The organism is Rubrivivax soli (genome assembly GCF_049810355.1).
Lineage (GTDB): Bacteria > Pseudomonadota > Gammaproteobacteria > Burkholderiales > Burkholderiaceae_C > Rubrivivax.
The window spans coordinates 1,617,377-1,630,783 of the sequence record NZ_CP187368.1 but is presented as its reverse complement, the minus strand read 5'-3'; the positions used below and the strand labels follow the sequence as shown (position 1 = coordinate 1,630,783).

Annotated in this window: 14 protein-coding genes; 13 read left to right on the top strand and 1 reads right to left on the bottom strand. The window is 74.8% G+C overall.

What is annotated here, in order from left to right; all coding sequences use genetic code 11:
• The first annotated feature begins 7 nt into the window (after nt 1-7).
• The 4 genes from ACPOLB_RS07410 to ACPOLB_RS07395 are packed head-to-tail and all read left to right on the top strand — an operon-like array spanning nt 8 to nt 4,006.
• Complete coding sequence (locus tag ACPOLB_RS07410; RefSeq protein ID WP_425260667.1) at nt 8-1,408, top strand: ethanolamine ammonia-lyase subunit EutB; 1,401 nt, start codon at nt 8-10, stop codon at nt 1,406-1,408.
• Nucleotides 1,405-2,202: an ethanolamine ammonia-lyase subunit EutC gene (eutC, locus tag ACPOLB_RS07405; protein ID WP_425260665.1), complete on the top strand. Its 798-nt coding sequence runs from the start codon at nt 1,405-1,407 to the stop codon at nt 2,200-2,202. The genes ACPOLB_RS07410 and eutC overlap by 4 nt, the downstream gene beginning before the upstream one ends.
• On the top strand, nt 2,199-2,879 hold the full coding sequence (locus tag ACPOLB_RS07400; RefSeq protein ID WP_425260664.1) for an HAD family hydrolase: 681 nt from the start codon (nt 2,199-2,201) through the stop codon (nt 2,877-2,879). Before eutC ends, ACPOLB_RS07400 begins: the two co-directional genes overlap by 4 nt.
• Complete coding sequence (locus tag ACPOLB_RS07395; RefSeq protein ID WP_425260663.1) at nt 2,876-4,006, top strand: TIGR03364 family FAD-dependent oxidoreductase; 1,131 nt, start codon at nt 2,876-2,878, stop codon at nt 4,004-4,006. The genes ACPOLB_RS07400 and ACPOLB_RS07395 overlap by 4 nt, the downstream gene beginning before the upstream one ends.
• A 20-nt stretch (nt 4,007-4,026) precedes the next feature.
• On the opposite strand, the gene bfr is transcribed toward ACPOLB_RS07395, so the two are convergent.
• Nucleotides 4,027-4,503 (bottom strand): bacterioferritin, encoded by a 477-nt coding sequence (gene bfr / locus ACPOLB_RS07390; RefSeq protein ID WP_425260662.1) that lies wholly within the window; start codon nt 4,501-4,503, stop codon nt 4,027-4,029.
• Nucleotides 4,504-4,664: 161 nt separating this feature from the next.
• Between bfr and ACPOLB_RS07385 the strand changes: the two genes are divergently transcribed.
• The 9 genes from ACPOLB_RS07385 (at nt 4,665) to ACPOLB_RS07345 (ending at nt 13,405) form a co-directional block, all read left to right on the top strand.
• Nucleotides 4,665-4,895, top strand: a complete 231-nt coding sequence (locus ACPOLB_RS07385) for a (2Fe-2S)-binding protein (RefSeq protein WP_425260661.1) — start codon at nt 4,665-4,667, stop codon at nt 4,893-4,895.
• Nucleotides 4,892-5,098: a hemin uptake protein HemP gene (gene hemP / locus ACPOLB_RS07380; protein ID WP_425260660.1), complete on the top strand. Its 207-nt coding sequence runs from the start codon at nt 4,892-4,894 to the stop codon at nt 5,096-5,098. The genes ACPOLB_RS07385 and hemP overlap by 4 nt, the downstream gene beginning before the upstream one ends.
• 122 nt (nt 5,099-5,220) lie before the next feature.
• Entirely contained in the window at nt 5,221-7,392 is a 2,172-nt protein-coding gene (locus tag ACPOLB_RS07375; RefSeq protein WP_425260659.1) for a TonB-dependent siderophore receptor, read from the top strand.
• A complete protein-coding gene (locus ACPOLB_RS07370; RefSeq protein WP_425260658.1) occupies nt 7,380-7,694 on the top strand; it encodes an iron uptake protein in 315 nt (104 codons plus the stop codon). Before ACPOLB_RS07375 ends, ACPOLB_RS07370 begins: the two co-directional genes overlap by 13 nt.
• A 1-nt stretch (nt 7,695) precedes the next feature.
• Nucleotides 7,696-9,378, top strand: a complete 1,683-nt coding sequence (locus ACPOLB_RS07365) for a PepSY-associated TM helix domain-containing protein (protein ID WP_425260657.1) — start codon at nt 7,696-7,698, stop codon at nt 9,376-9,378.
• Entirely contained in the window at nt 9,371-9,742 is a 372-nt protein-coding gene (locus ACPOLB_RS07360; RefSeq protein ID WP_425260656.1) for a DUF3325 family protein, read from the top strand. Before ACPOLB_RS07365 ends, ACPOLB_RS07360 begins: the two co-directional genes overlap by 8 nt.
• A complete protein-coding gene (locus ACPOLB_RS07355) occupies nt 9,739-10,917 on the top strand; it encodes an imelysin family protein (protein WP_425260655.1) in 1,179 nt (392 codons plus the stop codon). The genes ACPOLB_RS07360 and ACPOLB_RS07355 overlap by 4 nt, the downstream gene beginning before the upstream one ends.
• Nucleotides 10,914-12,332 (top strand): di-heme oxidoredictase family protein, encoded by a 1,419-nt coding sequence (locus ACPOLB_RS07350; RefSeq protein WP_425260654.1) that lies wholly within the window; start codon nt 10,914-10,916, stop codon nt 12,330-12,332. The genes ACPOLB_RS07355 and ACPOLB_RS07350 overlap by 4 nt, the downstream gene beginning before the upstream one ends.
• On the top strand, nt 12,329-13,405 hold the full coding sequence (locus tag ACPOLB_RS07345) for an imelysin family protein (protein ID WP_425260653.1): 1,077 nt from the start codon (nt 12,329-12,331) through the stop codon (nt 13,403-13,405). The genes ACPOLB_RS07350 and ACPOLB_RS07345 overlap by 4 nt, the downstream gene beginning before the upstream one ends.
• The last annotated feature ends 2 nt before the right edge of the window (nt 13,406-13,407 follow it).

The following is a 13,407-nucleotide window of genomic DNA, read 5'->3' as shown; positions in this document are numbered from 1 at the left end:
GACCGCCATGGGCTACCGCGCCACGCTGGGCCCCCACACGCACGCGTTCGCCGACCTGCGCACGCTCATGGCCAAGGCCACGCCGGCACGCTCGGGCGACCAGCTGGCCGGCGTCGCCGCCGACAGCGCGCAGGAACGCGTGGCCGCGCGCATGGCCCTGGCCGACGTGCCGCTGCGGCGCTTCCTGAGCGAGGCGCTGGTGCCCTACGAGGACGACGCGGTGACGCGGCTCATCATCGACAGCCACGATGCCGCCGCCTTCGCGCCGGTGGCGCACCTCACGGTGGGCGGCTTCCGCGACTGGCTGCTGTCGGACGCGGCCACCGGGCCGGTGCTGGCTGCGCTGGCTCCCGGGCTCACGCCCGAGATGGTGGCTGCCGTCAGCAAGCTGATGCGCAACCAGGACCTGATGGCGGTGGCGCGCCGCTGCAGCGTCGTGACGCGCTTTCGCGACACGCTGGGCCTGCCCGGCCACCTGGCGGTGCGGCTGCAGCCCAACCACCCCTCGGACAGCCCGGCCGGCATCCTGGCCAGCACGCTGGACGGGCTGCTGTACGGCGCCGGCGACGCCGTCATCGGCATCAACCCCGCGGCTGATTCGGTGCCGGCGATGGTGCAGCTGCTGCACCTGCTGGACGACCTCATCCAGCGCCACGAAGTGCCCACGCAGAGCTGCGTGCTGACCCACGTGACGAACACGCTGCAGGCCATCGCGCAGGGCGCGCCGGTGGACCTGGTGTTCCAGTCCATCGCCGGCACCGAGGGCACGAACCGCAGCTTCGGCATCGATCTGGCGCTGCTGGACGAGGCGCACGCCGCGGCGCTGTCGCTGCGCCGCGGCACGCTGGGCGACAACGTGATGTATTTCGAGACCGGGCAGGGCAGCGCGCTGTCGGCCGGTGCGCACCACGGCGTCGACCAGCAGACGCTGGAAGCCCGCGCCTACGCGGTGGCGCGGCGCTACCGGCCGCTGCTGGTGAACACCGTGGTCGGCTTCATCGGCCCCGAGTACCTGTACGACGGCAAGCAGATCCTGCGCGCCGGCCTCGAGGACCACTTCTGCGGCAAGCTGCTGGGCCTGCCGATGGGCTGCGACATCTGCTACACCAACCACGCCGAGGCCGACAGCGATGACATGGACAACCTGCTGGTGCTGCTGGCCGCCAGCGGGCTGAACTTCGTGATGGGCGTGCCCGGTGCCGACGACGTGATGCTGAACTACCAGAGCACCTCGTTCCACGACGCGCTGTTCGTGCGCCGGCTGCTGGGCCTGCAGCGCGCGCCCGAGTTCGAGGCCTGGCTGCAGCGCCAGGGCATCACCGACGCGGCTGGCGCGCTGCTGCCGGCGCCAGCGCGGCCGGCGCTGGCCGCGTCCGTCGCGGCGCTGCTGCCCTGGAGCGTGCCATGACGACGCTGCCGCTACCCGCCGACACGCCGCCGCCCGACCCGTGGTCCGCGCTGCGCCAGCACACGCCGGCGCGCATCGCGCTCGGCCGCGCCGGCACCAGCCTGCCCACGCACGAGCTGCTGCGCTTCGCCGCGGCGCATGCGATGGCGCGCGACGCGGTGCACGTGCCGCTGGACGTGGCGGCGCTGGCCGCGGCGCTGCAGGTCGACGGCTGGGCCACGCAGGTGGTGGCGAGCCGCGCGCCCTCGCGCGAGGCCTACCTGCGCCGCCCCGACTGGGGCCGCCGGCTGCAGGCCGACAGCGTGGCGGTGCTGGAAGCGGCTGCCGCCGCGGGCGCCGGGGCACCGGTGGACCTGGCCATCGTCGTGGCCGACGGCCTGTCGGCCGCCGCCGTGCAGCAGCACGTGCCGCTGCTGCTGCGCCTGCTGCGCGCCGCGCTGGCCGAGGTCGGCGCACCTGCGCTGGCGCTGGCGCCGGTCACCATCGCCACGCAGGCGCGGGTGGCGCTGGCCGACGAGGTGGGCGCGCTGCTGCAGGCGCGGCTGGTGCTGATCCTGTTGGGCGAACGGCCCGGGCTGAGCGCGCCCGACAGCGTCGGCGCCTACCTCACGCACGCGCCCGAGGTCGGCACCACCGACGCGCAGCGCAACTGCATCAGCAACATCCGGCCCGATGGCCTGGCGCCGGACCTGGCCGCACGGCGCCTGGCCTGGCTGGTGCACGCCGCGCTGCGCCGGCGCACCACCGGCATCGCGCTGAAGGACGACAGCGCCACCGCGCTGCTGCCGCCGTGAGCACCCCGCCGCCGCTGGCCATCTTCGACCTCGACCACACGCTGCTGTCGGGCGACAGCGACGTGCTCTGGTGCGACTTCCTCGTGCGCCAGGGCCTCGCCGCGCCCGACCAGCAGGCGCGCAACCAGGCGCTGGACGCCGCCTACCGCGACGGCAGCGTCGGCGTCGCGGCCTACTGCGACTTCCACGCCGCGCTGCTGGCCGGGCACACGCCCGCGCACTGGGCACCGTGGTGCGAACGCTTCCTGCAGGCCGAGGTGCTGCCGCGCATCCCGGCCGCGGCGCGGGCGCTGGTCGAGCGCCACCGCAGCGCCGGCCACCGGCTGCTGATGAGCACGGCCACCAACCGCGCCATCAGCCAGCGCACGGCCGAGGCGCTGGGCTTCGAGCACCTGATCGCCACCGAGCTGGAACTGGTGGACGGCCGCTACAGCGGCCGCACCACCGGCACGCCCAACATGCGCGACGGCAAGGTGGCGCGGCTGCTCGACTGGCTGTCGGCGCGCGGCGAGCCGGCCACGGGGCTGCGGCACGCGCACTTCTACAGCGACTCGGCCAACGACCTGCCGCTGCTGCGCGCGGTGGGCCTGCCGGTGGTGGTGGACCCCGACCCGCGCCTGCTGGCCGAAGCCACAGTGCGCGCCTGGCCGGTGCTGCGCCTGGTGCGCACGCCATGAACCGCGGCTTCGACCTGGTGGTCGTCGGGGCCGGCATCGTCGGCCTGGCGCATGCGCTGGCCGGCGTGCGCCGTGGCTGGCGCGTGGCGGTGGTCGAGCGCGACACGCGCTGCGTCGGCGCGTCGGTGCGCAACTTCGGCTTCGTCACCGTCACCGGCCAGGCCGGCGCCACGCGCCGCCGGGCCGAGCGCACGCGGGCGGTCTGGGCCGAGGTCGCGCCGGCCGCGGGCATCGCCGTGCTGCACCGTGGCGCCTGGGTCACCGCGCGCCGGCCGGCCGCGGTGGCGGTGCTGGAAGCCTACGCGGCGGGGCCGCACGGCGCCGGCTGCCGGCTGGTGGACGGCGCGGCGGCGCGGGCGCAGCTGCCGATGCTGCACGCCGACACCCGCGCCGCGCTGTGGTCGCGGCACGAGCTGCGCGTGGAGTCGCGCGACGCGCTGCCGCGCCTGGCCGCCTGGCTGGCCGAGGTGCATGGCGTGCAGTTCTTCTGGGGCGAGACGGTGCACGAGGCGCTGGCGCCGCAGGTGCGCACGGCGCGCCGCGTGCTGCAGGCCGCGCGCGTGGTGGCCTGCCCGGGCACCGTGTTCGGCGGCATCGGCGCCGAGGTGCTGGCCAGCCACGGCCTGCGGCTGACGCGGCTGCAGATGCTGCGCGTGCGCCCGCCGTCGCCGTGGCGGCTGCCCGGCGCGGTGCTGGGCGACCTGAGCCTGGTGCGCTACGGCGGCTTCGCGCAGCTGCCCGAGGCGCAAGCGCTGCGCACGGCGCTGCAGCACGACGCCGCCGACTGCCTGGCGCACGGCGTGCACCTGATCGTGGTGCAGAGCGCCGACGGCAGCCTGGTGGTGGGCGACTCGCACCACGACGACACCGCCGCCGGCCCATTCGCCGCACCGGGCGCACCCCCCAGCGAGGCCGTCGACACGCTGATCCTGCGCGAACTGCAGGCACTGCTGGTGCCGGGCGACTACGGCGTGGTGGAGCGCTGGAGCGGCCACTACCCCGTGGGCCACGACGACGACGTGCTGGTGCACACGCCGGGCCCGGCCACGCGGCTCGTGGTGGTGACCAGCGGCACCGGCGCCAGCACGGCGTTCGCGCTGGCCGACGAGGTGCTGGACACGCTGTAGTGCGTGTCCAGGCTTGCCGCTCAGCTGCCCATGCCCACCTGCGACTGCAGGAAGTTCTGCTCGCCGAGCTGGCCCACCAGCTCCAGCTGGGTCTCGATGTGGTCGACGTGCTCCTCGGTGTCGTCGAGGATGTCGGTGAACAGGTCGCGGCTGACGTAGTCGCGCACGCTCTCGCAGTGCGCGATGGCGTCCTTCAGGTGCTGCAGCGAGGTCTGCTCGATCTTCAGGTCGCAGTGCAGCGTCTCGATCGCCGATTCGCCGATGAAGAGCTTGCCCAGGTCCTGCAGGTTGGGCAGGCCGCCCAGCATCAGCACGCGCTCGATCAGCTTGTCCGCGTGCTTCATCTCCTCGATCGACTCGTCGTATTCGTGCTTGGCCATGCGCGCGAAGCCCCAGTTCTTCAGCATGCGCGCGTGCAGGAAGTACTGGTTGATGGCCGTGAGTTCGAGCTTGAGCTGCGCGTTCAGGTGCGCGATGACCTGGGGGTCGCCTTGCATGGGGGCCTCGCCTCGTTGTTGGAAGGCCTGCATTCTCGGCGCCCGGATCGGGGCGGCCGCCGCAAGGCCACGCTTGGCGGGTCGGAATGCGAGTCAGGCGCACTGGCGCTTCGCCCGGATTGCACTTGCAAACAGGAATGATTCGCATTAAACTGCGCAGCATGATTGTCTGCATCTGCCACCGCGTCAGTGACCGCGACATCGCCCGGGAAGTGCGCAGCGGCTGCGCCGACTTCGCATCGCTGCAGGACACGCTGCGCGTCGCCACCGGCTGCGGCGCCTGCCGCGAGCACGCCGAGGCGACCTTCCTCGAGCACGCCGGCGCTGCCGCCTGTGCCGGCTGCCCCGGCGCCGTGCATCGCGGCGCCGTGCCGCTGGGTGCCGCCGCGTGACCACGCATCCGCCGGCCCCCAAGACGCCGCCCGCCGGCGCGGGCGCCGCGCCGGCGCCGGCGGCCCGCTTGCCGCAGCCTGGCCTGCGCCGTCTCAGCAGCAGCGAGCTGCTGGGCGGGCGGACCGAGGTCGAGATCGAACACGAGGCGCAGGTCTACCGCTTGCGCCGCACCGCGATGGGCAAGCTGATCCTCACGAAGTGACACCGCCACCGCGCGGCCTGCCCGGCCGCGCGGTGCTGCTCCCCGTTCCGCCAGCCACGCCGCCTGCCCAGCAGCGCGCGCCAGCCAGCCCCGGCTCCACCCCCATGCCCCGCTGGCTGACGATGAACCCATCTTCCTTCGCTTCCCCTGCATTGCCACCGCGGCGCCTTGCGCTGCTGGCTGCTGCCGCCGCCGCGGCGTTGGCCTGCGCGCCCGCACCGGCGCAGACCACCGCCGCGCCCGCGCCCGCCGCTGCCGCTTCGGAACCGGCGCGCCTGCCCGTGGTGCGGGCCAGCGCCCGTGCCGACGCCACGCAGGCCAGCGAGACGCACGAGGCCTACACCAGCCGCGCCTCTGCCGCCGCCACGCGGCTGGACCTGTCGCTGCGCGAGACGCCGCAGTCCGTCAGCATCGTCACGCGCACGCAGATCGAGGACTTCGGCCTCACCAGCGCCAACCGGCTGCTGTCCAGCGTCACCGGCGTCAACGTCGAGGTGGTCGAAACCGATCGCAGCTACTTCTCGGTGCGCGGCTTCGAGGTCTCGAACTTCCAGCTCGACGGCATCGGCCTGCCGTTTGCCACCGGCGACCAGCTCGGCGACATCGACACCGCGCTCTACGACCGCGTCGAGGTGCTGCGCGGCGCCAACGGGCTGCTGGCGTCCACCGGCAATCCGTCGGCCACCGTGAACTTCGTGCGCAAGCGGCCCACGGCGCAGCGGCAGGCTGCGGCCGCGCTGACGCTGGGCCGCTGGAACGACGTGCGGGTCGACGCCGACCTGGCCGGCCCGCTGAACGCAGGCGGCAGCGTGCGCGGCCGCCTGGTGGCCGCGCTGCAGGACAGGGACTCCCACCTCGACCGCTACCAGCTGCGCAAGACGGTGGTGGGGGGCACGCTCGAAGCGGACCTGGCCGAGGCCACCGTGCTCAGCGTCGGCCTGTCGCAGCAGCGCAACCAACCGCGTTCGCCGATGTGGGGCGCCTTGCCGCTGGCCTACGCCGACGGCACCCCGACGCACTACGCGACCTCGGCCAGCTCGTCCGCCGACTGGGCCTACTGGAACACGACGGACACGCAGCTCTTCGCCGAGCTGCGCCACGCGCTGTCGGCGGCCTGGGAGCTGCAGGCCAGCCTGCTGCGGCGCGAGCTGTCGTCCGACGGCGAGATGTTCTACGTCTACGGCGATGCCGGCTTCCTGCCCGGCAGCGGCACCGGGCTCTACAGCTGGCCGTCGAAGTACGACCACGTCGAACGCCAGTGGCTCGCCGACGTGCACGTGCGCGGCAGCGTGGACGTGGCCGGCCGCCGCCACGACCTGGTGCTGGGCCTCAACAGCGGCCGCAGCGACAACCTGCTGCAGTCCAGCGACGACGACGTCGGCCTGCCGCTCAGCGAAGCCCAGGTGCTGGCGGGCAGCTTTCCGCGCCCGGCGTTCGACGCCGGGCGCACCGGCCACGCCGCGTTCGAGAACCGCCGCACGGCGCTGTACGGCGCCGCGCGCATCAACCCGGCCGACATGCTCAAGCTGCTGCTGGGTGCCAACCTCACGCATGCCACCAGCAGCGGCACGCAGTACGGGCTGGACCACGCCTACCGCCACAGCCAGGCCACGCCCTACCTGGGCCTGGTGCTGGACCTGGATGCGCAGCACACGCTGTACGCCAGCCATGCGCGCATCTTCAACCCGCAGCACCAGACCGACCTGGACGGGCGCGTGCTCGACCCCATCGCCGGCAGCAACACCGAACTGGGTCTGAAGGGGGCGTGGCTGCAGCAGCGGCTGAACGGCTCGGTGGCGCTGTTCCGCGTGCAGCAGGACAACACGCCCGAATACGCGGGCTTCGCCGACGGGCAGTCGCGCTACCGCGGCGTCGACGCCACGTCCACGGGCATCGAGCTCGACATCGCCGGCCAGCCCGCGCCGGGGTGGCAGCTCAGCGGGGGCTACACGCAGTTGCGCATCCAGGACGCCACGGGTGCCGACGCCCGGCCGTACGTGCCGCGCAAGACGCTGCGCCTGAGCGCCAGCCACCGGCTCGCGGCGCTGCCGCAGCTGAAGCTGGGCGCCAGCGTCAAGTGGCAGGGCGCCACCACCACCGTCGGGGCCACCGCGCGCCAGGACGCGTACGCGCTGCTCGACCTGATGGCGCGCTACGAGCTGGGCGCGCAGCTCAGCCTGACGGCACAACTGCACAACGCCACAGACCGCAGGCACCTGAACAGCCTGATGTGGGCGCAGAGCTTCTATGGTGCGCCGCGCAGCGCGAGCGTGAGCCTGGCATGGCAGCACTGAAGCCCGCCGCCTCCGCCGGCCGCGGCCGGGCTGCCGCCGTGGCGGCGCGCGTGGGCGCCGCGCTGCTGGGCGGCTACGCGTTCGTCTGGGGCAGCGTCACGCTGGCGATCGTGCTGCTGGTGCGCGGCGGCATGGACTACCACGAGGCGCACACGCTCGCGATGCTGCTCGCCTTCCTGGTCTACCTGCTCGCCGTCTGCTGGGCCTTCGCGGCAGCGCGCGTGCTGCGGGTGTGGTGGGTGCTGGCCGGCGGCGGCGGTGCGATGAGCGCCCTGGCCGCGTGGCTGGTGCCGGGAGCCTGAGATGTTCGCCAGCTTCCGTCTGAGCATGGCCTGGCTGCACACCTGGTTCGGGCTCGTGCTGGGCTTCGTGCTGATGGTCGTGTTCTTCTTCGGCGCGCTGTCGGTGTTCGACCGCGAGATCGACCGCTGGGCGATGCCGGCCACGCGCTTCGCGCCGCAGCCGATGCCCTCGTTCGACCGCGTGCTGGCGCCGATCTTCCCGCAGGTCGTGCCCGATCCCGCCGAGCTGCGGGCCGCGGCCGACCGCGTGCACGGCCGGCTGCCGGACACGCTGCGTGCGGCCGAGTGGTGGGCGTACACCACGCACCGCGACCCGGTGCTGGCCATCGGCGCCGGCTTCGACCTGCCCGACCCCCAGGACCCGCAGGCCCACCACCACGTGCACGGCAGCCTCACGGTCGATCCGCGCAACGGCCAGGTGCTGCCGAGCCAGCAGCACCCGCTGGGCAGCGCGTTCTTCTACCCGCTGCACTACAGCCTGCACCTGCAGTGGAAGCAGCTCGGGACCTGGATCGTCGGGCTCGCGGCGCTGGCGATGCTGGTGGCGCTGGTCAGCGGCGTGGTGCTGCACCGCCGGCTGCTGCGCGAGCTGTTCACGTTCCGCCCGCGCAAGCAGCTGCTGCGCAGCGTGCTCGACCTGCACAACCTCACCGGCGTGGTGGCGCTGCCCTTCCACTTCATGTTCGCGCTGACGGGGCTGGTGATCTTCGCGAACGTCTACCTGCCGGTCTCCGAGACCCAGCTGCATGCCCTGCACGCGGCGCACGAAGCCGCCGAGGCCGCACGCACCGGGCTGCCGCACCGGCCTTCCGGCGTGGCCGCGCCGCGGGCGTCGGTGGACGCCATGGTGGCCGAGGCGCAGCGCCGCTGGGCCGCGCGCGACATGCCGGGCGAGGTCGGCTTCCTCTACCTGAACCACCTCGGCGACAGCAACGGCACCGTCAGCATCTACCGCGCCGGCAGCGACCGCGTGGCGCTGGTGGGGCAGGGCGTGCACTTCCAGGCCAGCAGCGGCCGCGTGCTGCGCGAGGACCCGCCGCCTTCGGCCGTGCAGGCCGTCCACGAGTTCGTCACCGGCTTGCACCTGCAGCACTTCGAGCACTGGCCGTTGCGCTGGCTGTACCTGCTGGGCGGGCTGGCGGGCTGTGCCTGCATCGCCACCGGTTTCCTGTTCTTCGTCGAAAAGCGCAAGCGCCAGCACGCGGCGGCCGGCAGCGCCGGCGCGCGCTGGGTCGATGCGCTGGCGGTGGCCGCGGTCACCGGCATGCTGCTGGCCACCGCCGCGGTGCTGCTCGCCAACCGGCTGCTGCCCGAGGCGCTGGCCGACCGCGGCCTGTGGGAGCGGCGTGTCTTCTGGAGCGCCTGGCTGCTGGCGCTGGCGCATGCCGCTTGGCGCAGCGCCGCGCTGCGCCAGGCCCGGGTGTCGCCGGCCTGGCGCGAGCAGTGCTGGGCGCTGGCCCTGCTGACCGTGGCCGCCGTGGTGGCCAACGCCTGGACCACCGGCCACCACCTGCTGCACACGCTGCGCACCGGCCTGTGGCCGGTGGCCGGCGTCGACCTGGCGCTGCTGGCCACGGCGGCGCTGGCGCTGCTGGCCGTGCGGCAGCTCCGCCGCCGCGCCGCCCGCGGACCAGCCGCCAGCGGCGCCGTCGCGCCGGCGGTCGGCGAGGTGGCCCATGGCTGAGCCTGGCGCGACCGCAGCCTGGGCCTTGCCGGCCGCGCTGGCCTGCGCGGTGGTCGGCTGCGCCTGGCTGGCGCTTGCGCTGCCGGCGCACTGGCAGCAGGTGCAGAGCGCCGCGGCGCCCACGCGGTTGCAGCAGCTGCTGCTGCGGACGGCAGGCGCCGCGGCGCTGGCCGCGGCCGGGGGCCTGTGCCTGCGGGCCGACCACCCCGGAATGGCAGCCCTGGTGTGGGTGATGCTGCTCGCCGCCGCCGCGTCGACCGTGGCGTTCACGCTGGCCTGGCGCGCACGCTGGCTGGCCCCGTTGGTGTGCTGGCTGCCGGCTGGTGCGGCTGCGCCGCCGTTGTCTCGCGAGGTCGATCGATGAATGCAACTCCCGTGTCCCGGACCTGGCTGCCGCTCTGGTTGCTGGCCGGCCTGCTGGCCGGGCTGCTGGGCGCCGCCGCCCAGGCACAACCCACGACAGCCCAGGTGGTCCGCCACCATGCGGCACTGGTCCACGCCACCTACGAGGACACGCTGGCCGGCGCGCGCCGGCTGCAGCAGGCGGTGCAGGCGTTCACGGCCGCGCCGGGTGCCGAGGGGCTGGCCGCCGCGCGCCAGGCCTGGCTGGACGCGCGCGAGTTCTACGGCCAGACCGAGGCCTTTCGCTTCTACGGCGGCCCCATCGACGACGACCGCGGCCCCGAGGGCCGACTCAATGCCTGGCCGATGGACGAAAGCCACGTCGACGGCGTGCAGGGCCGGCCCGGCGCCGGACTCGTCAACGACCGCCGCCAGCCGCTGAACAAGCGCGCGCTGGCGGCGCTGAACGAACGCGGCGGCGAAGAGAACATCGCCACCGGCTGGCATGCCATCGAGTTCATGCTCTGGGGCCAGGACCTGTCGGACAGCGGCCCCGGCAACCGCAATGCCGACGACTTCATCGACGGCCGCGCGCCCAATGCAGACCGCCGCCGCCAGTACCTCGCGCTCGTCACCGAGCTGCTGCTGGACGACCTGGGCAGCCTGGTGCGGGCGTGGTCGCCCGACCGCCGCGACCACTACCGCGCCCGCTTCGAGGCCGGCGGCACCGCGTCGCTGCGCAAGATGCTGGTCGGCCTGGGCTCGCTGTCGCGTGGCGAGCTGGCCGGTGAACGCCTGGAGGTGGCGCTGGCCAGCCAGGACCAGGAAGACGAGCACAGCTGCTTTTCCGACAACACGCACCGCGACGCCGTGAACAACGCGCTCGGCATCGAGAACGTCTGGCTGGGCCGCTACCGCCGTGCCGACGGCACGCTGCTGCAGGGCCCGGGCCTGCGTGACCTGGTGGCGGCGAAGGACGCCGCACTCGCCGACCGCACGACGCAGCAGATCCGCCAGTCGGTGCTGGCGGCCGAGGCCCTCCAGGCGCCGTTCGACCGCGAGATCGTCGGCGGCGACGCCGCGCCCGGCCGCCTGCGGGTGCGCGCCGCCATCGCCAGCCTGACGCAGCAGAGCCGCGACCTGGTGGAGGCGGCCGCGGCCATCGGCATCACGCGGCTGACGCTGGTGCAGCCGTGAGGCGCGCCTGGCAGCGCGCCGCCGCGCTGCTGGCCCTGCCGGGCCTGCTGGCCTGGGCCGGGCTGCAGGCCAGCGAGGCCCCCGACGCGCTGGGCGAGCGCACCGGTGGCGCCACCACGGTGTGGGCCACCGGCAGGAACGCGTTCTCGTTCCCGGCCGCGACCCTGGACGACGCCGGGCGCACCCGCTTCGCGATCGGCAACTCGTTCTTCCGGCGCAACTGGGTCGAGGCGCCGGCCTCCACGACCGCGCGCGACGGCCTGGGACCGCACTTCATCGCGCGGTCGTGCGGCGCCTGCCACGCGCAGGACGGCCGCGGTGCCCCGCCGGCACGGCCGGGCGAGGCGCCGCAGGCCCTGCTGCTGCGGCTGTCGGTGCCGGGCACCGACGCCCACGGCGGCCCGCGCCCCGAGCCCGTGTATGGCGACCAGCTCGACAACGCCGCCGTGCAGGGCGTGCGCCCCGAGGGCCAGGTGCACGTGCGCTGGCAGCCGGTGCACGGCCGCTTCGCCGACGGCACGCCCTACACGCTGCGGCGGCCGCTGTACGGCTTCACCGACCTGGCCCACGGGCCGATGGCGGCCGACGTGATGACGAGCCCGCGCATCGCGCCGCAGCTCATCGGCGTCGGTCTGCTCGAAGCCATCCCCGAGACCGAGATCCTGCGCAACGCGGCCGAGCAGGCCGCAGCCGGCGGACCGGTCCAGGGCCGTCCCAACCTGGTCTGGGACGCCTTCGCCGGGCGCCTGCTGCCGGGCCGCTTCGGCTGGAAGGCCAACACGGCCACCCTGGCGCACCAGACCGCTGCCGCGTTCCTGGGCGACATCGGCATCACCTCGCGCCTGTTCCCGCGCGAGACCTGCACCGCGCTGCAGGCCGACTGCCTGGCCGCGCCGCGGGGCGCAGCGGCGGGCGCGCCCGAGATCGACGACAAGACGCTGGACGACGTGGTCTTCTACCAGGCCGTGCTGGCCCCGCCTGCCCGCCGCAACCCCGAGGCCGCCCGGGTGCTGCGTGGCCAGCAGCTCTTTGCCCAGGCGCAGTGCGCGCAGTGCCACCGGCCGAGCTACGTCACCGGGCCGGTGCCGTTTCCCGGGCGCAGCAGCCCCGTGCTGCAAGGCCAGCGCATCTGGCCCTACACCGACCTGCTGCTGCACGACATGGGCCCGGCGCTGGCCGACGGCCGGCCCGACTTCGGCGCCAGCGGCCGGCAGTGGAAGACGCCGCCGCTGTGGGGCATCGGGCTGCTGCGCGACGTCAACGGCCACACCCGGCTGCTGCACGACGGCCGCGCCGACGGCGTGCTCGAAGCCGTGCTCTGGCACGGCGGCGAGGCCGAGGCGAGCCGCCAGCAGGTGCTGCGCATGACGAAGGCCGAGCGCGCGGCGCTGGTGGCCTTCGTGGAGTCGCTGTGACGCCCGCGCGCCGCCGCGGCCTGTGCGCCGTGCTCGCCCTGCTGGGCAGTGGCGCACCCTGGTCCGGCGTGCGGGCGCAGGCCGACTGGCGGCGCAACGCGGTGCCGGTGGTGACGCTGCAGGCCTGGGTCGACGGCCTGTGGCGCCACCATGCGCTGCCGCGTGCGCTGGCGTTCGAGGCCGCGGCGCGCGCGCTGCAGGCCCGGCTGCAGGCCCGTGCCGATGCCGGGGTGGATGCCGCCGGGGCCGCCGGGGCCGACCCGGCGCGCCAGGCCTGGCGCCAGGCGCTGCGCACGTGGGCCGCGCTCGGCGCCGTGGCGCTGGGGCCGCTGGCGGCGCGGCGCTCGGCCCGCCGCATCGACTTCGCGCCGACCCGGCCGGCTTTGGTGCTGCGTGCGCTGCAGCGCGTCGCGGCGGGCGGCGCGGTGCCCGCCGACGAGATCGGCGGCCCGGCCAAGGGCCTGGGCGCGCTGGAGTGGCTGCTGTGGTCGCCCGAGGCGCCGCAGACGCCGGCTGCACGCCGCTATGCCGTGTTTGCCGCCGCCGACATCGCCGCCGAGGCGCAGGCGCTGGTGCACGCCTTCGGACAGGGCCTGCCGCCGGCGCCCGACGACCGCGCCGCTGCCGCTGCCGAGGCGTTGAACCAGTGGATCGGCGGGCTGGAGGCGCTGCGCCTGGCGGGCTTCGAGAAGCCGCTGGCCGACCTGCGCCAGCGTGGGCCGGCGGCGCTGCCGCGTGCGTTGTCGGGCGCGGCGGCGCTGGAGCGCCAGGCGCGCTGGCACAGCCTGCAGGCGCTGGCGGTGTTTGCCCCGGGTGCGGTGCCGGGAGCGGGCCTGGTGCCGCTGGAGACCCTGCTGCGCGGACGCGGCCTGAACCTGCTGGCCGACCGGCTGGTGCAGGCCGGCGCGGCGGCCGGCGCTGCCGTGGGCGCTGCCGGGGCACCTGCCGGAACCGGGCCCGCCCCGCTGCAGCGCGCGGCGCGCGCGCTGGCGGCGCTGAAGCACCTGGCCGAAGCCGACCTGGCGCCGGCGCTGGACGTGGCGGTCGGCTTCTCCGACGCCGACGGCGACTGAGG

Excerpts from the sequence above, each read along its gene's own strand:
- ACPOLB_RS07410 (WP_425260667.1), top strand. The coding sequence starts at position 8 with ATGGGCTACCGCGCCACGCTGGGCCCCCACACGCACGCGTTCGCCGAC.
- eutC (WP_425260665.1), top strand. The coding sequence starts at position 1,405 with ATGACGACGCTGCCGCTACCCGCCGACACGCCGCCGCCCGACCCGTGG.
- ACPOLB_RS07365 (WP_425260657.1), top strand. The coding sequence starts at position 7,696 with ATGTTCGCCAGCTTCCGTCTGAGCATGGCCTGGCTGCACACCTGGTTC.
- ACPOLB_RS07355 (WP_425260655.1), top strand. The coding sequence starts at position 9,739 with ATGAATGCAACTCCCGTGTCCCGGACCTGGCTGCCGCTCTGGTTGCTG.
- ACPOLB_RS07360 (WP_425260656.1), top strand. The coding sequence starts at position 9,371 with ATGGCTGAGCCTGGCGCGACCGCAGCCTGGGCCTTGCCGGCCGCGCTG.
- ACPOLB_RS07385 (WP_425260661.1), top strand. The coding sequence starts at position 4,665 with ATGATTGTCTGCATCTGCCACCGCGTCAGTGACCGCGACATCGCCCGG.
- ACPOLB_RS07395 (WP_425260663.1), top strand. The coding sequence starts at position 2,876 with ATGAACCGCGGCTTCGACCTGGTGGTCGTCGGGGCCGGCATCGTCGGC.
- bfr (WP_425260662.1), bottom strand. The coding sequence starts at position 4,503 with ATGCAAGGCGACCCCCAGGTCATCGCGCACCTGAACGCGCAGCTCAAG.
- ACPOLB_RS07370 (WP_425260658.1), top strand. The coding sequence starts at position 7,380 with ATGGCAGCACTGAAGCCCGCCGCCTCCGCCGGCCGCGGCCGGGCTGCC.
- ACPOLB_RS07375 (WP_425260659.1), top strand. The coding sequence starts at position 5,221 with ATGAACCCATCTTCCTTCGCTTCCCCTGCATTGCCACCGCGGCGCCTT.